Genomic DNA, 25,567 nt, shown 5'->3' on the forward strand with positions numbered 1-25,567 from the left:
TTTATAAAAATTTAAGAAGTTCTCTATTCAATTTTTCTGCCTGATCCACAACAACTCCGTGACGGGAATTTTCGATGACCACCAATTTTGCATTTTGCATTTTATTGACATATGCTTTTTTGTAATCTACCGAAGTATAATCCATATCAGAAGCAATGACCAAAGTTGGATTTTTAAGTTCGGAAACCTTATCATCTAAACCCCATTTCATTAATGATCCGAAAGTATAAAGATACGCATCTTCATCATTATCAATGATTCTCTGCAGAAATTCTTTACGCCACTGCTGCTGATTTTCTTCGGGAAACATTCCTTTTGAGATTGTTTCTGCCAAAGAGGTAAATCCTTGTTCTTTAATAATTTTGGTTCTTTCGGCAAGAATATCTACGCCAGAATCTTTGGCATTATTAAAGTCTGGACCCGAATTTACAATCACTAATTTATCGACCATTTCCGGATGTGAGTAAGCCATATTAAAGCAAACTGCACCACCCATTGAAAACCCTACGAAACTGGCTTTTTTAATATTTAAAGAATTTAAAAGTTGAAAAACATCTTCGGTCATTATCTCTACACCTTGTTCTTTTGGAACCCTTTCAGAATTTCCGTGCGCTCTAAAATCAGGTGCAATCACTCTAAACTTCTGGGATAAAACCGGGATCTGAAGATCCCAGTCTTTTTTTGTTGACCCTAAACCATGCAGCATTACAACGACATCACCTTTCCCAATATCTGCATAGTCAATGTCAATCCCATTAATGGTTGTTAAAGCCATTGATGAAAAAATTATTTGTTTTTGTTTTTGAAGAAATCAAATTGGTATCTAAATTCTACAGAAACTAATCTTTTGATGAATGGTGAACCCGCGAATTCTCTGATATCAACATTGAATAAGTTCGTTACGTTTGCACCTAAAGTTATTCCGTTACTGAAATTGTATCCTGCATTCATATCAACTGTGAAACCTCCAAGCGGTCCGTAGTTCCAAGTTCTTCCAGCTGCGTAATAAGAATTTTCAGTAATGTCGAGTGTTCCATCACCGTCTAAATCCTGAGTTTTGGCTGCAGTAGAAACTCCAGAGAAGAAGTCATATTTCTGCACGAATCTTCCGTAAACTGCACCAAAGAAAGTTGGCGTAGAATAATTTAATCCAACTGTTAATTTATTGGTTGGAGTATTGATTGGCAAATCGGTATCTAACACTTTACCATCTTTGTTTCCATCATTATTCATATCATCTTTATCTAACTTACGTCCGAAATAAGAATAGTTTACCACTCCTTTCAAAGCATCGGTGAAATAATAATTAAATCCTAAATCCACACCGTAAGTATCTACTTTACCAAAGTTAGAATACGTTAAAACATACGCTGGGTTTCCGCCTGGAATTGTTGACAAGGCTTGATCACCTCTGTGGGTAACTGTTTTTCCTCCTGTTGCGATTTGCGTTAATGGGCTGATGAAATTCTCAGATAAGTTATAATAAGCATTCACATCGATATAGAATTTCTTAGCAATGTCGCCTTTGTATCCTACTTCGAATGAATTAATGGTTTCAACTTCTAAAGGTTTGATTTTGCTGCCATCAGATAAAGTAAATCCAACGCCGTTCCCCAAAACTAAACCTCCAAATAAATAACCTTCTAAATTTAATAAAGAAGGCACTGCCATTCCTTTACCATAAGTCAGTCTAAATGTTCCGTCGCCTAATTTTTTAGTAATCGCCGCTTTCGGCAAAAGGTTGGTTCCATAATAATCATGATTATCAACTCTTAAACCTGCCAAAAAGCCCCATCCATTAACTTTATATTCTGTCTGTGCATAAACACCAACTTGGTTAACATTGATTGGACCATCAAAATCGAGCATGTACGTATTTTTTGTAAATGCCATATCTCTCTGGAATTGTGCACCACCGATTAAGGTAAATGCACCCCAAGTATTATTGTACTGCCCTTCTGCTACAAATCTTTTTGAATCATCTTTGAATCGAGAACCTCTTTGCAAAGCAATTCCGGCAGTTGGACTTGCACCAAACCACTGCTCATTAAAAGATCTTTCTTTTGCAACCGCATCTGAAAAACCTGCATTAATAAATGACACATAATTCTGGGTTCTTTGATTCATCGCATAAGTATCTTCGGTATTACTCCACTGATAGTAAGAGTTTAGGAAAAATCTTGGGTGAATAAATTTCAATTGTAGTTCATCAATATTCCAGTCTTTAATTGCATTTCTACCCGCACTCGTAACGCCAATATTATTGTTATTACTGTGTCCGTAGTAAGCCACTAATTCTGATAATGATCCAACTTTATAATTTAATTGAGTATTGAATTTAGTACTGTTAAAGTCTCTGTCTAAATCAAGTTCTTTGTACGCCTTATTATTTACATACACAGAATCCGTGTAGTCAAATTCGGTTCCCTGAGTATGTTCAGCAGCAACTTTAAAAGCAAATTTTTCACCGATTGCCTGTGCATGGCGAAGTCTGGTTGTAAATACATTTTGATTTCCGACCCCCAAAGCCAGAATCGTTCCTTGCGAACGGAAAGGGTTTTTACTTAAAGTATTCACCAAACCATTGTGAGCATTCGGTCAATATAGTGTTCCGTTTGGTCCTAAAAGGATTTCAACTCTTTCAATATCTTCTTTAATAACCGTACTGAATACTCCAAAAGGAAGACCAGTTGCTACCAAAGTAGAAATACGATCATCAGTCACCTGTAAGTTTTTAGATTTAAATGCCGAGTTGAAACCACGAATATTGATTCCGGTTCCCAAAACTCCTGCTCTTACAAAATCAACCCCTTTTTGTCTCGCTGCAAGTTCGCCTACGTTGAAACTGGTAAATTGCTGAATATCTTTTGCCGTAATGATATCTACGGTCGCAGGAACATCAACCAACTTTTGTAATTTCTTACTGGCAGAAACAGTTACCTCGTCTATATCTCTTACTCTAACGGTATCAGCAACTTGTGCACTCGCAAAAACGACGCCTAACAAAGATGCTAAAATGATTGATTTTTTCATAATCCTATTAATTTTTTTGTAATTATAAGTACAATGATAAGCGAACTTCATTAACAAAAATTAACAGATTATAAAGTTTTAAGGTATGACTTTCTTTAATAAAACCTCTTCCATTTTGAATAATATCGCTAAAATACCACTAACAATAGAATTATTTGAAGTAAGACTTAAAAAATAATTTTAATTCTGGAAGGTTCTTAATCAACAATTCGGTAATTTCCTGAATGAAATACTGATTGCGTTCAGTTACTTTAATGGTAGCCAAACTATCATTTAAAACACTGTAATACTTCTCTTTAGAAATTTTATTTTCAACAAAAGACGCCGTAGAAATTAACCAAAGTAGATTCGGAACAAAATGATCCGACTTATTGCGCAATCGCTCCAGGTCTATTAAACCAAATTTTTTCTCCAACTGTAGAATGGCGACGTAATTCTCATTTTTATACAAGACATTTAAATAAGAGGTAAAGAAATGATGCCATTGTAATTTAAGGATTTCTGACTCATACTTCTGAAGGAAATAGATACCGATATTTTCGGCTTTCTTGCTTAAATTTAATTCATTTAAAGCGCGCAAATAGTAGGAAATATAAATAATTCTCTGCAAACTATTGTGCGTTTTCTCGTAAATAGAATGGTAGTTTTCTAATAAATCCAATGCTTCTTTATGCTGATCCAAACGCAGATAAATTGACACCAGATTATTCACGTACATCAAAGTATCTTCATTCATCTGGCGAATAGAAAGTTTGCCATAATAAATAGCTTCTACGTAATTTCTTTGCTTGGAATGAAGTAAAACCCGACTTGAATAATAGTTATATAAAAGTCTTCTGCAATACAATTTTCCTTGACTGAAATATTCATCAATCTGATCAAAAATCGTTTGCAACTGTTTCAGGTTTCCGTTAGTATTATACATAAAAGCCAATAGAATAAAGGCTTTATAACGATTATTCCCATTAATCGTTTCTGCTTCGAAAACCTTTTTTAACCATTTTTCCCAATAGATAGAAGTGTCTGAAGTTCGGGTAAACTGATCCGTAATTTCGATGGTTGCCTGGTAGAGTTTCTCTTCGATCTCCTTCGCACGGTCGTACGATTCTTTGTAATTCTCCAGAAAATCAGAGATGATAATATGATCCTCATACCGCATTCTTATTAGAAGATAAGAACGATAATCCCGAATTGTTTGATAGAGAATTTGAAAATTAAAGGTAATTCCTTTATAATTTTTAACGTAATCAATCAGCACCTTCTCTTCGGCTGAAGTGATTAAATCGAGCGCTAATTTTTTATTAAAATCGAGCAGCCATTCTGCCACCTGATCAACATCGCGCAGTTGCAACTTTTTCTCAGCCCAGGTTTTTATATGATGGTATTTCCTTTTATCAAAATCAGGATCAAAGGGCAATTCATTTTCGGCTTCCAGGGAATTGTGAATTAAATTCTGGAAAATCTCCTGCTTCTCTTCTTCCTGAAAATTACCTAAACTTTGCAAATATCGGGCTTCATGCGGCAAAAGTGCTTTGCTGAAATCTTCAAAAACTTTTAATTTCGGTTTCATTATTTACAGGACATAAATTCTTTAATTGCTGCATTAACTTCGGTCGGTTTTTCGAATTGAAGGAAATGTCCCGCATCGTCAATCATTACCAGTTTACTTCCGTTAATAGATTCTTTCGCCGTCTTTGACAATTCATCGATTGTTAATAAAGGATGCAAATATTTGTTCGGAATCAGCATATCATTTTTAGAAAAAAGGAATAAAGTAGGTGTTTTTATTTTAGTTAAATCGTCAATGACTTTATCATCCAGCATTCCTTTTACACTCTTTTGGATTGCAATCGCATGCTGTTCAAAATCAGCGGATTTTTTAATATTTTTTCGATCCTGAATCATTTGTTCTGCTTCTTTAAGCATTTTGAAAAAGTTCATTTGATAATTTCTGTCGATCTGCTCATCAGAAGTTGCCATAATCGTTTTCGGATTCATGACCATATTCATGGCGTTACCTTCAAACTCGGTAAACTCCTCAATTCCTGCGGGCGCAATTAAAATCAATTTATCTAATTTTTCCGGATATTTTGAAGCGAATTTAATGGAGGCTTGTCCGCCCATCGAATGACCGACCAAAGTGAATTTTTTCAGTTTTAGTTTTTCAGCAAACTCGTTCAAAATATCTGCAAAATAAGTTGCGGTAAATTCATCAGCGTTTTTAAAGGATCTACCGTAACCCGGCAAATCGATTGCGATACAGGTGAAATCCTTTTTAAGTTCTTCAATATTCCGGTACCACGCATCAGAATTACTGCTCAAACCATGCACGAAAATTAAGACCTTTTTCCCTTTTCCTTCTTTCACGTACGCAATTTCACCTTCTTTTAACTGAAGGTATTTGGTAGGAAAATGATAAGGTAAAAGCGTTTCTTTCATGGTCTTAGTATTTTGCGCTGTACTTTGTAGAAAAAATAAACTGATAAAAAAAATGAAAAATATTTTCATATTAAAAATTGCTATTTTGTTTTTGATGCAGATATAATCTTTTTAAATCTTTTCGGGAAACCTTACCGAAACCAGTTATCGGAAAGGCAGTCATTAAAATAAATTCTTTCGGATGTTTAAATTTCGCCAATTTATCTTTCATAAATTCACGGATTTCCTGATCAGAAATCTCCTGATTCGTTTCCAGAAAAGCCACTCCTTTTTTTCCCCAAACATCATCTTTTACAGGAATTATCATTGATCGTAAAATGGATGGATGTTGGTTCAAGACATTTTCAATTTCCTGAGGGAAAATATTTTCACCGCCAGAAATATACATATCATCGATTCGACCTTTTAAATAATAGAAACCTTCTTCGTCGCGAGTCGCCAAATCTCCGGTGTAAAACCAGGAGTTTTTAATTTTATCTTTCGTCGCCACAGAATTATTCCAGTAACCAGGAGTTACGACGGCTCCTTTAATTCTTAATTCGCCGACCTGATTGTTTTTTAAAGAATTTCCTTTGGCATCGACAATATCTAATTCAACATAAAAATTAGGTTTCCCGATAGAGTTTGGTTTGGTGATGTTAAAATCCTGATGAAGCGAAGTAATGCTCGGTCCCGCTTCGGTTAATCCATAACCCGACCGAATATCGACTTGCTTTTCATTTTTCCATTGTTTGATGATTTCTTTACTAATGATTTCACCACCAGAAATGATAAATCTTAAATGAGAAAAATCGGCTTTTGAAAATCCTTCGCATTTCGAAATCATTTGAAGAATCGTTGGAAGTGCCATCAATAAAGAGATTTTTTCATTTTCTAAATGGTATAAGATTTTATCAGCATTGAATTTACTCAACATCAAAATCTTTCCGCCATTGTGCAATAAAGGAGTGACAAAAATATTCCAGCCAGAAGTATGGTAGGGCGGCAGAATACTCAGCGTGGTATCTTCATCGGAAATACCGAGTTGCATGGTCGTATTCAAACTGTTCCAGAACAACATTTTGTTGGTGTACAAAACCCCTTTCGGTTCAGCAGTTGTTCCTGAAGTATAGAAAAGAAAAATTGGAAGTTCCTCATTGATTTCATTTAATAACGGAAATTCTTTCCCTGTAAAACTGGAAACCTGATGATTAAAATCGGCAAGTGTAATGGTTTCGAAAGAATCTTTAATTAAAGAAATCGGAGAAGAAAAGAACTCACTGTAAATAACGAGTGAAGGTTTGCAATCCCTCAATTGATCAAGAATTTCGGGTGCAGAGAGTTTATAATTTAAAGGAACTAAAATTAATCCCAATCTTTGACAGGCAGAAAAAAGCGCAATTAGATTGATGGAATGCTCCATTAAAACTGCAATCCGATCGCCTTCTTTATAATGTTCCTGTAAGAAATGAACCATTTCATTGGCCCGCAAATGAAGTTCGCGATAGGAAAACTCTTCGCCACTTTCTAAATCAGCGACGGCAATTTTCTGTGGGGAATAATCTGCCCACTTCGCAACCCAGTCTAAAACACTCATGCAATACTTGCTTTATTTTTATTAAAGGTATGTAAAATCACTGCAACAACAACGGAGGAAACGATTGCAATCGCGGCTGAAACTCCAGGATTGCCAACTGGTCCTTTCATGTATGGAGTTAACTTTAAATAGAAAATTCCGAAATGAACGAGGATGGCAAAAATCGAAGCAATAAACACCGTTGATGATTTTACATTTTTTACAAATGTTCCAAATAATACGGGAACAAATGCTGCAGCAAAATAACCATAAACTCCCATTTGGCCAAAGATCCCAACGCTTAAATTGGGTGATTTAATCTGTTGCCAGGAAAGATAAAAACTTACGATGGCAAGAAATATTACAACTACTTTATTAATCGCCAATCCATTATTTGTAACTTTCTGCCCAAATAAAGGCTCCAAAATATCGGCTGTTACGGTAATTGATAATGATTGAATTAAACCTTCTAAAGTGGATAATCCCGCAGAAATTAATCCGACAATAACGATAATTCCGGCCGCGGCAGAAAATCTTTTAACTACGTAAATCGGGATAATTTCATCCATTCTCATTTTGACTCCATCATTCATTAAATCAGGGAACATGATTCTTGCGTACAAACCAGCAATTACAATTAAGAAAAATATAACCATCGCAGAAATTGCAAAAAACAAATAGGAATTTACTTTTTCTGGATTCTTTAACATTAATGATTTGGTCATAATATGTGGCTGACAAACAATCGCCACGCCGACAATTGCCTGACAGATAACGACTTCAAAGAAATCCCGATACAAAGGACTTGTGGTATTAAAAGTGGTGGTTAAGTTGGGATCGATGACATTTAGTTTTCCAACGAAAGCATTAAAACCTCCTTCAAATAAATCGACTCCGGAAAAAATCATCATCAAAGCAACAACAACCATAATCAATGCTTGAATGGTATTGGTGTAAACCATCGAGTTCGCACCACCAAACATCATGTATCCAAAAACGAAAATGGTAATTCCGAGCAAGACATAAAATGGTTCTACCTGAATTGATTTTGAAATAACCTGAGTTAAACCAACATTAATTAAAACAATAAAAGTGATGAGCAACATCGCAACAACGGCGAAGAAAAATTTGTAATATTTATTATTGAAACGATTGCCAATCCATTCTGCCATCGTTTTCGCCTTGATTAATTTACCATATTTCGCAAAACCTTTGGTAAAGAAAATTAAAGAGGCAAAGGCTGCGATTGGTAAAACGATTGCCATAGAAAGAATTCCGGCGAAACCATAAAGTGCGATAAATCCAGGGTTAATTACGAAGGTCGCCGCACTCGTCATGGAGGCTGCGAGAGACAGTCCGACGATCCAAGATGGAAAACCAATATTTCCCACGGCGTAATCGCTAATGCTTTTCGCCTTGGAAGCACCGCGGATGACGAAGAATAAAATAACGCACATATAAACCACCAGAACGATGTTGATGTAAAGAGGCCATTGGTTTTCAGAATTCATAGTTTAACTTTAGAAGAGCAAAAAACGGAATTAAAATTTCAGTATTCGTTTTTAGATTTGATAAAACAGGTATGACTTATATGAAAATATCGGTAATTAAAACCAAATCCCTTTATTAAAAGTACATTAAATAAGGTATGACCAAATATAGTGAATTCTTTTAAAATATTGTAAATGAAATGTTTGTCAGATTAAAAAATTGTAGTATTTTTGCAACCTGTTAATCAACCTCTGACGAAGGGCGTGAAAGTTGTTTAGCTTGACAAAACAAATTTTTTTATAAAAAATGGATTTATTACAGTACGTACAAGACAAGTACATTGCAAAGAAAGAATTCCCAAAATTCAAAGCAGGTGACACGATCACTGTTTACACCGAAATTAGAGAGGGTGCTAAAACCAGAACTCAGTTCTTTAAAGGTGTGGTTTTGCAAATTAGAGGAACAGGAGCAACTAAAACTTTTACCATCAGAAAAATGAGTGGTGATGTTGGAGTTCAGAGAGTTTTCCCGATGAACATGCCAGCTTTGCAAAAAATCGAAATCGACAGAAGAGGTAAAGTTAGAAGAGCAAGAATTTTCTACTTCAAAAACCTTAGAGGTAAAAAAGCGAGAATTAAAGACGCTGCTTACAAAAAGTAATTCAGGTTACAAACATAAAAGAAACCCATCAATTTATTTTGATGGGTTTCTTATTTTCATAATTTGAGGGAAAGTTAGTTACTTTTCAATCCTCAATTTTGCTGAATACTAAATTCCTATTCCACGAACTTTTACCGTATCAATTCCTTCTGATAATGCTTTGGCATTTTAATGTATATAAAAATCAGAATAAAAAAAAACCGCCTTGAATGAACAAGGCGGTGTAGCTATATGAATTAAAAACTATTTTTTAATCATTAATTTTGAAGAGTAGTTAATTCCTAATCCTTCCACTTTTACAATGTACACTCCGTTCGGTAGAGTTTGTGTATTCACTGCATCGCTTGAAGCAATTTTCTGGCTGGAAACTAACTTGCCAGCAGCATCGTAGATCTGCACGTTTACTTTACCTAAAACATTTGAAGAAGATTTAATAAAGAATTCATCTTTCGCCGGGTTTGGATAAATACTCATTACCTTATTAATTGCAGTATTACTGGTAGACAAACCCTTACACTCTCCAGGAATATCAAAATCTTCAACTTGATCATTAATGTTTGTTTTTAAACCTGCAGAAGCATTAACTCCTAAACCTCTATTGGCAAAAGTTTCCCAAATCATACATTTGTCGGTTCCGCCAGACGCAAGGTCGGCCGCTAAAATAGCATTCCGCCCATCGATAAAGGTTGGAGAACAAGCCTGTAATTTCAGTCCATCTGTTACTAATTGTAAAACTTTTGTACTTCCGTTGGTTGAATTAGCCATTACATCGGATGAATAACCATATTTTTCAGCATATTTCCAATGAAGATCCCAAAGCATTGTTGCCCAAACAAACCCAATCGAATGGACGGTAGGTGCAGTATTAGTTCCCATTCCATTTGTTTTTCCATAGGTGAAATTGTTTATTGCAAAATCAGGCGAATATTTGGCCGGACGAATTCCACCACCAGATATTAATTCTGAAGATGCAAATGTTCCTATGCCTCGTGCTACATCTTTGTTGTCACCTGGCTGATTGGTTAACATTAGTGCAAAGAAATCAGACCAACCTTCTCCCATTTGCTCTTTTGTATAAGTTGTGGAAAGGCAACTATAACCATCTCCAGTTAGTCTATTAGATATTCCGTGACCATATTCATGAATTACAATTCCATTATCCAAACTACCGTCTTTGGTTTTTTGGTTAACAGCATCGTATTTTAATGTTATATTTACATTTTCGGTAGTTAATAAATTTTTGATATAAACACCTTCATTGTTTTCTACCAAAACCGATGGTATAGTAATTGTCGCATCTTCACCTGCCATTCCCGCGGTTGGCGAAGAATTTGGTAAGTTGTAAATAATTGCCGCTAAAGCACCAGCATTTTGAGCATTTTTCACTTTTACCGAAAAACCACAGGTCCCTCTTTCAATAAGACCTATTTTTCCTGCTAATGATCCAGCCGGAAGATCTGTACAACCATCAATATCATCAACCATTTTCACATCACCAGTAACACCGGTGAGTGTTAATGTTGGTCCGAATGTCGTAGAAACGTAATTAGGCACTAAACGCCCCACAGCTTCCGCCGGAGTATTATAATAAACCCGGTCTACGATTTTGCCATCAAAAAGATACATTTGCATTCTCGGTTTACTTCCATCAGATGGTGTATAGAAATTGGCATTATTTCTTCCACCGCCGTCTTGAGCCTCTGCTCTAACATAATCATTTTGTGCTCCACCTTTTCCGAAATTGTAAGCTTGGAAATTTCTAGCCGTTTCCGTAAAACCTAACCGATAGAAAATATCGTGAACCTTGTTATTAACATAGAATAAATTAGTAATTGACGCATTTAAATTAAATGTCGCGTTATCTTCTAAAATAGGAAAATCAAAAACTCTGGAAGGTCCACCATCTGCAAAATCCCCATCTATATTCAAACTTTTTCTGTCTTCGTACGCAAACACATTATTACCTTTGGTGGTTGTGAAGGAGCCGGGCGCCACATTACCGGATATCGTATGCCACCCATCTGGTGACGCGTCAGAAAACCAAGGATTTTTGACTAAAGAACGTTCTCCATGATTAGGACTCTCTACAGGAAAAGCATACACCCGGTAACTTGCATTTAAAGGTGCTAATGCCGCCGGCCCCATTAGGCTATTTGCATCGTTACTAAAGTTATGTGAAAATCCAGCTGGTAAGTGCTCTGCATAATGATGACTAAACGAATCGTGACTAAATTCACAAGAAAGTGTTAAATTACTCTTACTTAAAATGTCTCCGGCGGCAGCGTCTGCAAGAATTAGCCAGTAGTTAGAAGTTCCTTTTTCTTCAAAAACGAATTCATAACATAATTTCAAATCATTGTTTTCAGTTTGAAAATAAATTAGTCTATTTTTTACGTTTGAATCGCCGTCTTTCTCTGCATCTTTAATTCCGATCAGTTTATACTGCCCAGCATTTTTTAAATCCAGGGTCTGCGCGACTTTCGCAAATATAGAAGTATTGCCAACTGCAGCACTCGGTTTTGAAGCGATTGCGTAATTTTTGGCAAAAGTATCATTATAATAAGTTACTTTTTCAGATTTAATTAAAGCCGTACCGATGGCATTATGAACCGGAATGCCATTATAGGACTGTTGTATTTTCACCACATCTCCTTTCATTGATGTAGAAAAATCTTCATTAATAATTTCGAAATTCTTTAAATCAGATTTCATAAAATCACTCTTCGCAGAAATATGATTCTTAATAATGGTTTTAAAGTCTTGTGCATTTGCCTGTCCAAAAGAGAGCAAAAAGCAAACAGCCGCAATCTTCAAGGGTAAATTTCTATTTTTCATATATATTATTTAATTGGCGCCGAATATATAAAAAATATCACTCTACTTTAAAATTTTATTATAAAAAAAACAATTTTATTATACAAATAATAAAATAATACCTGAAAATCAGAGTATTTATTTTACTCTTACTTTAAATATTAAGAAATAAAACTGCTTTCTAATTTTGATTCAAAGACAAAAAAACGCCCCAATAATTGAGGCGTTAATTATAATATGAAAATTAAGGATTATTTACCTTCCATTTTCTTTTTCAATTCTGCTAATACGTCTAAATCACCAAGAGTTGATTTTTCTTCGTTGTTTGAAGAACCTGTTGATTTGTTAGATGAAGTATTAGATGATGCTTCTCTTACGTTTTTCTTTTCTTCGTCTCTGAAGATACCAGTATGAGAAACTACTACTCTTTTGAATTCTTTGTTGAATTCGATTACTTTGAAATCTGCGCTATCTCCTTTCTTGATTTTAGATCCGTCTTCCTTCTCTAATAATCTTGATGGACAGAATGCTTCAACTTCTAGATCTTCGAACTGAACCTGAGCTCCTTTATCGAAAACTTCAGTTGCTGTTCCTGCGTGTACAGTTCCTTCAGCATATTTAGTTTCGAATTTATCCCAAGGGTTTTCTTGTAATTGTTTGTGACCTAAAGATAATCTTCTTGCTGCGGTATCTAATTCTAGAACTACAACTTTCAATTGATCTCCAACTGCACAGAATTCTGATGGATGCTTGATTTTCTTAGTCCAAGAAAGATCAGAAATATAGATTAATCCGTCGATACCTTCTTCTAATTCTACGAATACACCGAAGTTAGTAAAGTTTCTTACTGTTCCTGTGTGCTCTGAACCTACTGGATATTTAGCTTCGATATTAGACCAAGGATCTTGGCTTAATTGCTTCATACCTAAAGAGATTTTTCTGTCTTCTCTGTCTAAAGTTAAAACTTCAGCTTCTACAGTGTCTCCTACTTTTACAAAATCACCTGCACTTCTTAAGTGAGTTGACCAAGACATTTCTGAAACGTGGATTAAACCTTCAACACCTGGCGCAACTTCTACGAATGCACCGTAATCAGCAAGTACTACTACTTTACCTTTTACTTTATCACCAACTTTCATGTCAGCAGAAAGAGCATCCCAAGGATGAGCTTCTAATTGCTTCATACCTAATTGGATTCTTGTTTTCTCGTCATCAAAATCAAGGATTACCACTTTCACAGTCTGTCCGTCTTCCAGGATTTCTGATGGGTGATTAACTCTGCTCCAAGAAAGATCTGTAATGTGGATTAATCCATCTACACCTCCTAAGTCAACGAATACACCGTAAGAAGTAATATTCTTAACAGTACCTTCTAGTACTTGACCTTTTTCTAACTGAGCGATGATCTCTTTTTTCTGACCTTCGATATCTGCTTCGATTAACGCTTTGTGAGATACTACAACGTTTTTGAATTCCGGGTTGATTTTCACAACTTTGAATTCCATTGTTTTACCTACGAATTGATCGTAATCTTTAATTGGTTTCACGTCGATTTGAGATCCTGGCAAGAATGCTTCAATACCATGAACGTCAACGATCATACCTCCTTTTGTTCTTGATTTTACAAAACCGTTTACGATTTCTCCAGTTTCGTGAAGTTCGTTCACTCTATCCCAAGCTTTCAAGATTCTAGCTTTTCTGTGAGATAATTGTAATTGACCTGATTTATCTTCTCTTCTGTCAACCATTACTTCAACCTCATCACCTGCTTTAAGCGCTGGGTTGTAACGGAATTCGTTTAAAGAGATAACTCCTTCAGATTTGAAGTTAATGTCAACAATCGCTTCTTTGTCAGTAAGTCTTACAACTTTACCAATAAGAACGTCGTTGTCCTGAAGATTGTTAAGAGATCCGTTATAGATTTCTTCTAGATCACTTTTCTCCTGTCTTGATTCTGCATCTAGACCTGATTCAAATGAATCCCAATCAAAGTTTTCTGGAGCTACGTTTTGGTTCAAAAGAACCTCTGCTTTGTCTGTCGTTTCTGACATAATAAAATAATTTGTATTCTCTATCTTTCAATATCTGGCTTAATGTGGTACTTTGAAAAATACAGAAGATGTTAGTTGTTAATGTTTTAACCTTGCCAAATGCTTCCACAAAAAGTGGTGCAAAATTACGCTATTATTTTATAATACCTATCATTATTAATAAAATTTCTTAAGGATTTTAATATATTTAAAGTCTTTAATAAATGCATTCCCTTACCTTTGCAAAATGGACTTACAGACAATCTACCAAAATTTGCAGATTCAGGACATGAATCAAATGCAAAAAACTACTTATAAATCTTCGGAAAATAATAAAGACGTTATTCTTCTTTCTCCCACCGGATCAGGAAAAACACTGGCTTTCCTCTTTCCTATCTTAAGGAATTTAGATAAAAACAAATCGGGAATTCAGGCCATCATTTTAGTTCCTTCGCGAGAATTAGCCTTGCAAATCGAACAGGTTTTCAAAAGCATGGGAACCGATTTTAAAGTCACAGTTTGCTATGGCGGACACGATAAAAAAATCGAGGTTAACAATCTTATTCAAGCACCAGCCGTTTTGATCGGTACTCCAGGTAGAATCGCCTACCATTTAAAAAACGATAATTTTGATCCTGAAACAATCGAAACTATGGTTTTAGATGAATTTGATAAATCACTGGAATTTGGTTTTCATGATGATATGAGTTTCATTATTAATGAAATGCCAGATCTTAAGCAAAGAATGCTGACCTCAGCAACCGCAATGACTGACATCCCAGAATTTACCGGAGTTGTTCGTCCAGAAAAAGTTGATTTCTTAAAAGTGCTGGAAATAAAACCAGACTTTCAATTAAGAAAAGTAATGACGACCTCTGAAGAAAAGTTAGACACTTTATTCACATTGCTTTGTAAAATCGGAAATAAAAGAACACTTATTTTCTGTAATCACCGAGATGCAGTTGATCGTATTTCAGAATTATTAAAGGAAAAAGGAATTTCCCGCGAAACCTTTCATGGTGGAATGGAGCAAGACGAAAGAGAACGTGCTTTGCTGAAATTCAAAAATGACTCTTCGCGAATTTTAATTACCACAGATTTGGCTTCCAGAGGTTTAGATATTCCTGAAATAGAATCTATTGTACATTATCAATTGCCACCAAAAGAAGATGCTTTCATCCACAGAAACGGACGAACTGCCAGAATGAATGCAAAAGGTTACGTTTATTTAATAATCACCGAAGATGAAAATTTCCCTTTCATCAAAAAAAATACACCAGAAGAAGTTCTAACGCAGGATTACAAAATGCCGGCAAGAACTCCATTTCTCACCATCTACATCAGTGCGGGGAAAAAAGACAAGGTAAACAAAGTAGATATCGTAGGGTTTTTAATTAAAAAAGGAGAACTTGAAAAAGACGACATCGGTTTAATTGAAGTTAAAGACACTACGTCGTACGTTGCCGTAAACAGACAAAAAGTAGTTGCTCTTTTGAAAAAATTAGAGGTCCAAAGATTGAAGAATAAAAAATTAAAAATCGAAATCGCTTACTAAAATCACGTGCTGGGTTTTGCCTTTTTAAAGTCTCAAATTTTATGTATTTTTGTTTTCTGACCTATTTCAAATGAAAGTTAATTTACCCGACAAATTGTATTATTCTATTGGCGAAGTGTCCAAAGCTTTTGATGTCAATGCGTCTCTTATTCGATATTGGGAGCAGGAATTCCCCATTATTAAACCCAAAAAAAACAAGAAAGGAAACCGGTATTTCACTCCAGAAGATATTAAAAATCTGAAAATTATTTATCATCTGGTTAAAGAAAAAGGATATACGCTCGATGGTGCCAGAATTGCGTTAACAACGAATGCTAAAATCTCCGAAACAGTATCAATGATTGACCGGCTGGAGTTTGTAAAAGCAGAATTACAAAAATTAAAAGAATCACTTGTGGAAAGACCCGACTAAAAAGGGTCTTTTCCCTTTATAAACTTAGGTGTTTTTCTCTTTTGGAAGTAAATATTTCAATCTAGTTTTATTGAAAATTAGAACCATGAGATTCAATGTACAACTTTCAGCAGCAAAAAATTACTTTTTAGGTTTTGCAACTTCCGGATTATTTCTAATAGGGGGATTATATTTTTTCAATTCTAATAAAGCGCCGGAAAGCAGCCCCGTAACATTTACAGAAAGTTTAGAAGCAGAAAAACTGACTGGGAAAAAAATTCAGCTAACCGAATTTAACCCCAATGAATTAAATGAAGCAGAGTGGATGAGTTTAGGTTTTTCTGAACGTCAGGTAGCGACCATTCTAAAATATAAATCAGTAGTTGGCGGAAATTTTAAATCAAAGGAACAATTTAAAAAATGTTATGCGGTATCGGAAGAAAAGTATAATGAATTAGAACCTTATATTTTACTTCCTTCAAATGGCACTGTTTCCAATTCTTACAAAAACTATAATAACATTTATAGTCCCAGAAAGACTTCTTATAACTACACCAGTTCTTCTAACAAAGGATTAACTATTCCTGGCAAATTTAATCCAGATGACTACAGCGTTAACGATTTCATCAATTTAGGATTTACAGAAAAACAAGCATCTTCTATTTTAAAGTATAAAAACTACTTGGGCGGAAGTTTCATTAGCAAAGAAAAGTTTAAGGAATGCTACATGATCAACGATGAAAACTACCGAAAACTTGCACCTTATCTTCTACTTCCAGAAAGTGCTCCAAGTAATAATTATGAAAAGAAATCGTTTTCACAGACCCAACAAACTCCAGAAAAGCCTGCGCTTACTTATCAGCCATTTGATCCAAACACGGCCAATCTTGAAGGTTGGAAAGCCCTTGGCTTCTCGGAAAAACAGGCGCAGGTGATTATTAATTATAGAGATAAAAATCTAAAAGGCAGTTTTAAATCATTAGAAGATATTGCCCGTTGCTTTGTGATATCTGCAGAAAAATTTGAACAAATAAAACCATATATCGTTTTAAATACAGAAAACATAAGTACAAAAAACAGTGACAATTCATCAAACAATTCTTCTCAATTATCACCAAACCATTCTACTAAAAATGCAAACAGTTCAGAATCTAAAACTGATTTCAAGAGAATTGATTTAAATGAAATTACTTTTAAGCAATTAATCGAATTTGGTTTTGATGAAAAAGCTGCGGCAAGTTTTATTGGATTCCGAAATAAATTAGGTGGTTTTGTCAACACAAAACAGATTATAGAAACTTATAATGTAGACAGAGCAACTGCGGAAAAATTAATTTCAACGGCTCCTTTATTTACAGAAAACGTCCCCAAATATACGTTTATGGACGCACCAGAATCTTGGTTAAAAAGCCATCCTTATTTCAAATATTATGCAGATAAAATAATTTATTATAGAATTACTTTTTCTAATGAAAAGAAATTCTTTCGGACCATGAACATTAAACCTGAAGCAGAAGAGAGAATGCGCCTCTACCTTAAATAAAAAATCAGTCTCCGAGGAAACTGATTTTCTTTTAAAATGATTATGATTATTTCTTAATAAACTTCAAACTTAAATTATCAAGTTGCAAAATATAAACTCCAGGAAGTAGTTTTTGAACTTCAATAGAATTTCTATTTTTAAATGGTCCATTTAATTTTTGAACTTGCTTTCCAGAGAAATCAATAATGGCAGCATTCTGAATTTTATCAATCTGTTTTCCCTTAATATATAATGTGTTTCCTACTAATGGATTTGGATAAATTGAGAATTCATCTTTTTTAGCAGAACTCACATCGGCTGCGGCTAAGATTCCTAAATTTTCGCAATAATCTGTTGGATAAGACTGCCATTCTGAAAGATTAAAAGTATAGTTTGGCTCTGTCACTGCTGGCGAACGATAAAGAGAAACATTCCCTAACGTATCGAAATTATTGAGTCCTCTTGTTCCAATTGCATCAATTGTGGATGTGCCATAGCGAAGTTCTAAATAATTACTTCCATTGAAAGTTAATTGCGGTGCCGCCGAAACAAATCTTGCCTGGTCATTGGTAATACAAGTGAAATTTGAATTCGGATTAAGAATAACAAAGGTTGAATTATCTTCTACAACACCTTCTAACTCGTAAGGAGCCGGGAAATAATAGTTCGTTCCACTATAAAACTGCGCACTAATTCTGTATTTATTCAAATCTACAGCATGACCTGTTTTATTCGTAATTTCGAGTGCAGCATTATTCTCTGATCCTTCCAGATATTTGGTAATCATTAAATCTTTAGAATAAATATCCTGATCCAAAGTGGTAATCGTCAACACATTGCTTTCTGAAGATTCAGAATAATCGCCATAATAAGCCTTTACTGTAAATTGATAGGTAGTTGATTTATTTAAGTGGTCAACAATCATATTCGGAGTTTTACTGTAACCAATATAAACCCCATTCTGATAAACTTTATAACCCAAAATATTAGAATCAGTAGATGAAGTCCAGTTTAAGTCGACAAAATAAGCACTTATTTGAGAACTGGTTAAATTTTCTGGTGCTTGTGGTACAGCAACCACAGGACTTTGCGCCCAAATTTGGTCAACCCATTCTGGATGGTCGATAAATGGATTTCTATTTTTTTGAATTCCATATACAATATTATTTCTGTCAATTTCTTTTTGGGAAACCGGATCTTGATGATGCCATTGTAGAAGCATTGCCAAAAACCATGGTTCATACGCTTTCTCTTCTGTTCCATCCAGCGGACTGGTGTCGTTTGCGGGCGATGTACCATTATAAAAATTAAAAGAATTTAGTTTACCTTCATAGCGAACGACATAATACAATAAACTTCTGGCGATATCTCCTTTAAATTCTGAATTAGGCTCGTAAACCCTTCCTGTATATCCGGAGTTAGGAGTCGCATTTTTACTGATTTTAGATCCATTCGAAAAAGTATAATAATTGGGCGTTCCCGCAATTCCGTAAGGATAATTACTGCGTAGTTGATTAATCCGAGCATCGGTTGGAATTACAAAAAACAAATCAGAATACATTGGGTAGTTACTGTTGAAACTACTTTGTGGCATCATGTGTTCTCTGTTATAACCTAATCCTTCCGCTCCAGCAGAACTGATGAGATTATCTTTTGTATAATGATAAGCAGTCGTTCCGGTAGGGTTACTGCTATAAATATCTAATAAATAGGTAGAATTTGAAGCATCATAGTCAATGTAACGATCAAGATCTGTCTGTCCGTAAAAATTGGGTAAATCGCCGTAATGCCAAGTAATTGTTTTATTAGAAACGATGTCGTGAAGTTTCGATTTAAGTTCATAACCGCTCAATCCAGTCGTTCCATCATAATAATCGGCCGGCGCCTGAGAAAAAAAATATGCAGGCAAAAAGAAAATAGAAAATAGAATTTGTTTCATTAGTGAAGATTTTCGTTAGCTAAATTAGAAAATAAAGTCATGAGTAAAGTAAATTTCACATTAAACTTTTAACAAATAATTAAGACAAATGAATTGATATTTAATTAATTAATCTAAGCATAGCATTTTTATAAAAGAAAGCTTTTTCAAACTTAAGCATTTTATATATCTTTGAAGACAAATACTTAATATGAACAGTGAAACGACTAACAATCTAAATATGATTGCCGAAACCGCCAGGGATTTTGCAGAAAAAAATATACGTCCGAATATTATGGACTGGGACGAAAGTCAAACTTTCCCCGTAGAACTTTTCCATCAGTTAGGTGAAATGGGATTTATGGGAATCGTAATTCCTGAAGAATACGGAGGTTCTGGATTAGGTTATCATGAATATGTAACGATTTTAGATGAAATTTCGCAGGTTGATCCATCAATCGGACTTTCTGTTGCAGCTCACAATTCATTATGTACCAATCATATTTATGAGTTTGGAAATGAAGAACAAAGACACAAATGGTTACCACAATTGGCTTCTGGTAAAGTAATCGGAGCTTGGGGATTAACTGAACACAATACAGGATCTGATTCTGGAGGCATGAGCACCACCGCTGTAAAAGATGGAGATGATTGGATTATCTCTGGAGCCAAAAACTTTATCACTCACGCAATTTCAGGTGATATCGCTGTAGTGATGACCAGAACTGGAGAAATCGGTGCGAGAAATAATTCAACTGCATTTGTTTTAGAAAAAGGAATGGCAGGTTTTACTTCGGGTAAAAAAGAAAATAAATTAGGAATGCGTGCATCAGAAACCGCAGAACTGATCTTTGATAGCGTAAGAGTTCCCGATGCTAACCGTTTAGGAGAAGTAGGTTCAGGTTTCAAACAAGCGATGAAAATTTTAGATGGTGGTAGAATTTCTATCGCAGCTCTAAGTTTAGGAATTGCCAGAGGTGCTTACAAAGCGGCTTTAAAATATTCGAAAGAAAGACATCAGTTTGGGAAAGCGATTAACCAATTTCAGGCGATTAACTTCATGTTGGCAGATATGGCAACAGAAATCGATGCTGCAGAATTATTGATACAAAGAGCATCAAACCTTAAAAACGCAAAACAGCCCATGACCAAAGAAGGTGCAATGGCAAAATTATACGCTTCTGAAGCGTGTGTAAGAATTGCAAATAATGCAGTACAAATTTTCGGTGGATATGGTTATACCAAAGATTTCCCCGCAGAAAAATATTACAGAGATTCTAAACTTTGCACTATTGGCGAAGGAACTTCTGAAATCCAAAGATTGGTTATTGGAAGAGAAATTTCAAAATAATTTTTTCTTTAAATAAAATAGAAAGCCCGGATATATTCTGGGCTTCTTTTATTTAATGAGTTGAATAAAATTGAATTCTAATTTTTAATTTGAATGTTTATCTTTGTTAAAATTTAAAATTGAATGGATAAGATTGATTCTCTAAATCAGGTGGCAGAATTCCACAAAACGTTTAACGCACCCATTTTAGACCACCCTGCAATTCCAAGTGCAGATCGCTGCAACTTAAGAATATCTTTATTACAGGAAGAATTGAATGAACTGAAAGATGCCATCGCCAATAATGATTTGGTAGAAATTGCTGATGCATTGTGCGATTTACAATATGTATTGAGTGGTGCAGTTTTAGAATTCGGTTTGGGGGAAAAGTTCGTAACTCTTTTTAATGAAGTTCAGCGCTCGAATATGTCGAAAGCCTGCACAACACAAGAAGAAGCCGATGAAACCATCGCTTTTTACAAAGAAAAAGGAGAAGATGCTTTCGCTCAAAAATCAGGTGTCAAAATTAATGTTCACCGTGTTTCTGATAATAAAGTTCTTAAAAACAAATACTATTCGCCTGCTGATTTAAAATCAATATTAGAAAACTAATCAACCTTATTAATGAAAAAATTGACCAAAATAATATTTACCGCTTCTACTCTATTTTTTGCCTTGCAATCTTGTGAATCTCAAAAAATTGTCATCAACAGAGAAGTAGAATCTAAAAATGACGGAAAAATGCTTTTAGGATACCAAACAAAAAATCAACTTTTAAAAGAACCTTACAGCGAATGGTACGTTTCAGGACACGACGACTATCAGATTGATCAGAAAGCGCTAGCTGAATTAAAAAAAGAAAAATTAAGTTCTTACAACATTACTTTGGTAATGGGAACTTGGTGTGAAGACAGCCACCGAGAAGTTCCAAGACTTTTTAAAATTTTGGAAGCGTTAAACTACCCAGAGGCGAAACTCACCATGATTGCTGTTAATCGCAAGAAAGAAGCACCAAGCGGCGAAGAAGGTCCATTTAATATTCAAAAAGTCCCAACAATTATTGTTCAGAAGTATGGCAAAGAAATTGGCAGGATTATTGAGAATCCTTCTACAGGATATCTGGAAAGAGATCTCCTTGAAATCCTTAAAAAAGACAATACTTCTATAAAAGATTTAATAAAATAAATTGAAAAATAAAAAAATAATACTGTCCTTTATTGGTGGAGCAATCGCAATGATTTTTCTTTTCTTGCTGTGGAATTCCATTACAAAAAAAGCCGATGACAAAGTTCAAAACGATTATTACATCATCACCAACCAAATTAGAAAGATGAATAAAATGGTCGTGATGGAACAGGATTTCTCCAGCATGCAGAAAACCAAAATCACGTCAAACATATTAGGAAGTTCAATTTTACCTGCAACGGAAAAAGAAATCATCACCTTTACAAAAACCAATGCACAGGTAACTTACGATTTATCTAAAATGAAAATTAAGGTAGATTCCATTAATAAAAAACTGATTATTGAAGAATTGCCAAATGCAGATATTCGCATAATTCCTAGTGTTGAAATTCAGTCGATGGACGATTCTTTTTTCAACAGATTTAGCGACAAGGATTTTCAAAAAATAACCAAGTCTGCAAAAGATAATGCGTACAAAACCGTCAACCAAAATCGCCTTAGAGATGAAGGTCGTAAACAACTTTTAGAAAATCTGGATCAAATATTTGTTTTGGCAAAGGCTTTGAATTATAAAATAGAAGACCAAACTGGTCAACTCGATTTATCAAAACTTTAAAAAAATACAATTATGGATTCTGAAAATAATAAAAAGAGCAAAGACGAAAATGTGAAGAAAGAAAATCAGGATTTTCCGAATCTTCCTGCGGCAAGCGATAAAATAAAAAACGAGAATGTTCTAAAAAAACAAATCAAAAAAACATCTGAATTAAATCCCGATGGAAAGACAGATAACATTGATGAAAAAAGCGAAAATTAATTTTTTCGCTTTTTTTTTGTTAAATGTTAAAATATATTAAAGTCCATAATTAGTCGTTGAATGTCACAAAATTTGCATACCATATGTAACGCATATGATTTTTCACCATCAAATTTTACCATCATGACTTACAATATTATCGGGATTTTCCCAACCATCGACGATGCAATTTCGGCCGCAAACCGGCTGGCAAAAGCAGGATATATTAAACAATTTTCTGGTTTTACAGCCAATACAAAGTTTCAACCCGAATCTTTAGTAGAGGATCATTTTGTGGATCAAAATGAAATTATTGTATATACTCCAAACTTGAATCGTGCTTTTAAAGCAAAAAATATTTTAAAAAAATTTGGGGCAGACATCAAAAGAGCGAATTGGTTCGGCTCTGAAAAAATTCAAAGAAAACAGGAATCACCTACTCATTTATCTCCTATTAAAACAAAAAAGCAACAATTAGAAAACAAATCTCAAGATTAAATTTGTGACAGTTTCATTCTTAAAAAAAGAAAATTTCTTAAAAAACTTTTACTCAATAACTTTAAGAGTAATTGTAGTTACAGTAAGCGCCCTCAAAGTAAATTTGAGGCGTTTTTTTAGGAGCAAGCAGATTTTCTGATATCTTTAATACGTCACCTGTTTTGCACTGCAATCTTTTTTGGGTTTTGTCTCATTCCTCCACAAAACAGAAAAAAAGGATTTCCATTTCACCCAGGGCTAAAACTTCTTATCTATCAATTTAACAAGAAAAATAGAGGCAAATCTCAAAAGCTTTTACTAAAACTAAACGATTATCTAAAAAAATCGCTACAATAACCCAGAAAGTAAAAGACTCTTTCATAGAAAATCCGTATTTTTGCTTCTTAAAATTTTTAGTTCAAAATGATTAAAATTACTCTTCCCGATGGAAGCATCAAAGAATTTGAAAGCGAAGTAACTCCGCTTGATGTAGCAAAATCAATTAGTGAAGGTTTGGCCAGAAACACCATTTCCGCAGTTGTAAACGGAACACAGGTAGAAATATCCACGCCAATAACCACCGATTCTACGATTCAGTTGCTCACCTGGAACGATGATTTGGGGAAGAAAGCATTTTGGCACTCTTCTGCTCACCTACTCGCTCAAGCCATTATGGAGTTTTATCCACAGGCGAAATTAACGATAGGACCAGCAATCGAACAAGGTTTTTACTACGACGTCGATTTTGGAGATGAGGTTCTGTATGAAAAAGATTTCGAAAAAATCGAAAAGAAAATGCTGGAGAATGCAAAGAAGAATTCAACCTTCGCACTTTATCCGGTTTCCAAAGCCGATGCTTTAAAAGAATACGCAGACAATCCATATAAAACAGAATTAATCACCAATCTTAATGATGGTGAAATTACCTTCTGTACTCATGATAACTTCACCGATTTATGTCGAGGTGGTCACATTCCAGCCACAGGAATTGTAAAAGCCGTGAAAGTTCTCAATGCAGCCGGAGCGTATTGGAGAGGCGACGAAAAGAATAAACAATTGACCAGAGTATACGGAATTTCTTTCCCTAAACAGAAAGATTTAACCGAATATTTAGAACGTCTTGAAGAAGCAAAACGTCGCGATCATAGAAAATTAGGTAAAGAACTGGGAATCTTTGCGTTCTCTGAAAAAGTAGGTGCAGGTTTGCCATTATGGTTACCAAAAGGAACTGCATTACGTAAAAAATTAGAAGAATTTTTATCAGCCGCTCAGAAGAAATCGGGTTATGAATTCGTAATGACGCCGCATATTGGTGCCAAAGAATTATACGTAACTTCCGGTCACTGGGATAAATATGGTGCAGATAGTTTTCAACCTATAAAAACTCCAAACGAAGGTGAAGAGTTTATGTTAAAACCAATGAACTGCCCACACCACTGCGAAATCTATAAAGTTGGACAATGGTCTTACAAAGACTTACCAAAAAGATTTGCAGAATTTGGAACAGTTTACAGATATGAGCAGTCTGGTGAACTTCATGGACTAACCAGAGTTCGTGGATTTACACAAGATGATGCTCACATTTTCTGTACTCCAGATCAACTTTTGGCTGAATTTGAAAATGTTATTGACTTAACACTTTACGTTTTCAAATCTTTAGGGTTTGAAGATTTTGTAACTCAGGTTTCCTTACGAGATCCAGAGAACAAAGAAAAATATATCGGTTCTGATGAAAATTGGAAAAAAGCCGAAGATGCAATCATCAAAGCTACTAAGAAGAAAGGATTGAACTACGTGATTGAAACTGGTGAAGCCGCTTTTTACGGTCCAAAACTGGATTTCATGGTGAAAGATGCTCTTGGTCGTAAATGGCAGTTAGGAACCATTCAGGTGGACTATAACTTACCAGAAAGATTTGATCTTTCTTACATCGGAAGCGATAATGAGAAACACAGACCCGTGATGATTCACCGTGCGCCATTTGGCTCTATGGAACGTTTTATTGCAATATTACTTGAAAATACTGCAGGAGATTTCCCACTTTGGTTGGCTCCAGATCAATTCACCATTTTGCCGATTAGTGAAAAATATGTGGATTATGCAAAAAAAGTTTCACAATTGCTGGAAAATCACGATATTTGCGGAATAATTGATGAGCGTAGTGAGAAGACCGGACGAAAAATCCGCGATGCAGAACTCAATAAACTCCCGTTTATGCTTATTGTCGGTGAAAATGAAGAGGTTAACGGAACGGTTTCTGTCCGTAGAAGAGGCGAAGGTGACTTAGGCGCAATGAGCGTTGACGACTTCATCACTTACTTCAAAAAAGAAGCAACTATTTAGAAAATTAGATTTAAACAATTAAAATTAA

21 protein-coding genes are annotated in these 25,567 nt (G+C 34.9%); 11 read left to right on the plus strand and 10 right to left on the minus strand.

The genetic code is table 11. The annotated features are described in order from the left end of the window. Position 1 precedes the first annotated feature (1 nt). The 7 genes from PUH65_RS10670 to PUH65_RS10700 form a co-directional block, all read right to left on the minus strand. Complete coding sequence (locus tag PUH65_RS10670; RefSeq protein ID WP_305519988.1) at positions 2–775, minus strand: alpha/beta fold hydrolase; 774 nt, start codon at positions 773–775, stop codon at positions 2–4. Positions 776–786: 11 nt separating this feature from the next. Next, on the minus strand, positions 787–2,577 hold the full coding sequence (locus tag PUH65_RS10675) for a TonB-dependent siderophore receptor (RefSeq protein ID WP_305519989.1): 1,791 nt from the start codon (positions 2,575–2,577) through the stop codon (positions 787–789). Between the two features lie 21 nt (positions 2,578–2,598). Continuing rightward, positions 2,599–3,033, minus strand: a complete 435-nt coding sequence (locus PUH65_RS10680) for a TonB-dependent receptor plug domain-containing protein (RefSeq protein ID WP_305519990.1) — start codon at positions 3,031–3,033, stop codon at positions 2,599–2,601. A gap of 151 nt (positions 3,034–3,184) precedes the next feature. Beyond that, positions 3,185–4,603 (minus strand): hypothetical protein, encoded by a 1,419-nt coding sequence (locus PUH65_RS10685; RefSeq protein WP_305519991.1) that lies wholly within the window; start codon positions 4,601–4,603, stop codon positions 3,185–3,187. Continuing rightward, entirely contained in the window at positions 4,603–5,472 is an 870-nt protein-coding gene (locus PUH65_RS10690) for an alpha/beta fold hydrolase (protein WP_305519992.1), read from the minus strand. Before PUH65_RS10690 ends, PUH65_RS10685 begins: the two co-directional genes overlap by 1 nt. 70 nt (positions 5,473–5,542) lie before the next feature. Then, positions 5,543–7,048, minus strand: coding sequence for a class I adenylate-forming enzyme family protein (locus tag PUH65_RS10695; RefSeq protein WP_305519993.1), 1,506 nt, complete (start codon positions 7,046–7,048; stop codon positions 5,543–5,545). After that, the gene (locus PUH65_RS10700; protein WP_305519994.1) at positions 7,045–8,538 is read right to left on the minus strand and encodes a sodium:solute symporter; all 1,494 of its coding nucleotides are present in this window, start codon (positions 8,536–8,538) and stop codon (positions 7,045–7,047) included. The genes PUH65_RS10695 and PUH65_RS10700 overlap by 4 nt, the downstream gene beginning before the upstream one ends. A 286-nt stretch (positions 8,539–8,824) precedes the next feature. Between PUH65_RS10700 and rplS the strand changes: the two genes are divergently transcribed. Further along, positions 8,825–9,178 carry a 50S ribosomal protein L19 gene (gene rplS / locus PUH65_RS10705; RefSeq protein ID WP_305519995.1) on the plus strand — a complete coding sequence of 118 codons (354 nt, stop codon included), beginning with the start codon at positions 8,825–8,827 and terminating at the stop codon, positions 9,176–9,178. Positions 9,179–9,421: 243 nt separating this feature from the next. Here the strand turns inward: rplS and PUH65_RS10710 are convergent, their stop codons facing one another. After that, positions 9,422–12,013, minus strand: coding sequence for a T9SS-dependent M36 family metallopeptidase (locus tag PUH65_RS10710; protein WP_305519996.1), 2,592 nt, complete (start codon positions 12,011–12,013; stop codon positions 9,422–9,424). 230 nt (positions 12,014–12,243) lie between these two features. Further along, positions 12,244–14,043, minus strand: a complete 1,800-nt coding sequence (gene rpsA, locus PUH65_RS10715) for a 30S ribosomal protein S1 (protein WP_305519997.1) — start codon at positions 14,041–14,043, stop codon at positions 12,244–12,246. Between the two features lie 226 nt (positions 14,044–14,269). Between rpsA and PUH65_RS10720 the strand changes: the two genes are divergently transcribed. From PUH65_RS10720 to PUH65_RS10730, 3 genes are all read left to right on the plus strand, one after another. Continuing rightward, positions 14,270–15,577 carry a DEAD/DEAH box helicase gene (locus tag PUH65_RS10720; protein WP_305519998.1) on the plus strand — a complete coding sequence of 436 codons (1,308 nt, stop codon included), beginning with the start codon at positions 14,270–14,272 and terminating at the stop codon, positions 15,575–15,577. Positions 15,578–15,647: 70 nt separating this feature from the next. After that, positions 15,648–15,989: a MerR family transcriptional regulator gene (locus tag PUH65_RS10725; RefSeq protein ID WP_305519999.1), complete on the plus strand. Its 342-nt coding sequence runs from the start codon at positions 15,648–15,650 to the stop codon at positions 15,987–15,989. Positions 15,990–16,074: 85 nt separating this feature from the next. After that, the gene (locus tag PUH65_RS10730; RefSeq protein ID WP_305520000.1) at positions 16,075–17,511 is read left to right on the plus strand and encodes a helix-hairpin-helix domain-containing protein; all 1,437 of its coding nucleotides are present in this window, start codon (positions 16,075–16,077) and stop codon (positions 17,509–17,511) included. Between the two features lie 46 nt (positions 17,512–17,557). Here PUH65_RS10730 and PUH65_RS10735 read toward each other — a convergent pair whose 3' ends face one another. Further along, a complete protein-coding gene (locus PUH65_RS10735; protein WP_305520001.1) occupies positions 17,558–19,429 on the minus strand; it encodes an endonuclease in 1,872 nt (623 codons plus the stop codon). 190 nt (positions 19,430–19,619) lie between these two features. Between PUH65_RS10735 and PUH65_RS10740 the strand changes: the two genes are divergently transcribed. From PUH65_RS10740 to thrS, 7 genes are all read left to right on the plus strand, one after another. Continuing rightward, positions 19,620–20,759, plus strand: a complete 1,140-nt coding sequence (locus PUH65_RS10740) for an acyl-CoA dehydrogenase family protein (protein WP_305520002.1) — start codon at positions 19,620–19,622, stop codon at positions 20,757–20,759. 123 nt (positions 20,760–20,882) lie between these two features. Beyond that, a complete protein-coding gene (locus tag PUH65_RS10745; protein ID WP_305520003.1) occupies positions 20,883–21,350 on the plus strand; it encodes a nucleoside triphosphate pyrophosphohydrolase family protein in 468 nt (155 codons plus the stop codon). A gap of 12 nt (positions 21,351–21,362) precedes the next feature. Beyond that, positions 21,363–21,923 carry a thioredoxin gene (locus tag PUH65_RS10750; RefSeq protein WP_305520004.1) on the plus strand — a complete coding sequence of 187 codons (561 nt, stop codon included), beginning with the start codon at positions 21,363–21,365 and terminating at the stop codon, positions 21,921–21,923. A 1-nt stretch (position 21,924) separates the two neighbouring features. After that, positions 21,925–22,539: a DUF4230 domain-containing protein gene (locus PUH65_RS10755; protein WP_305520005.1), complete on the plus strand. Its 615-nt coding sequence runs from the start codon at positions 21,925–21,927 to the stop codon at positions 22,537–22,539. Positions 22,540–22,551: 12 nt separating this feature from the next. Continuing rightward, positions 22,552–22,740 carry a hypothetical protein gene (locus PUH65_RS10760; protein WP_305520006.1) on the plus strand — a complete coding sequence of 63 codons (189 nt, stop codon included), beginning with the start codon at positions 22,552–22,554 and terminating at the stop codon, positions 22,738–22,740. Between the two features lie 123 nt (positions 22,741–22,863). Continuing rightward, the gene (locus PUH65_RS10765) at positions 22,864–23,217 is read left to right on the plus strand and encodes a hypothetical protein (protein WP_305520007.1); all 354 of its coding nucleotides are present in this window, start codon (positions 22,864–22,866) and stop codon (positions 23,215–23,217) included. Between the two features lie 402 nt (positions 23,218–23,619). Beyond that, positions 23,620–25,539, plus strand: a complete 1,920-nt coding sequence (thrS, locus tag PUH65_RS10770; protein WP_305520008.1) for a threonine--tRNA ligase — start codon at positions 23,620–23,622, stop codon at positions 25,537–25,539. The last annotated feature ends 28 nt before the right edge of the window (positions 25,540–25,567 follow it).

Origin of the sequence: Kaistella sp. SH40-3 (assembly GCF_030686865.1) — a bacterium.
Lineage (GTDB): Bacteria > Bacteroidota > Bacteroidia > Flavobacteriales > Weeksellaceae > Kaistella.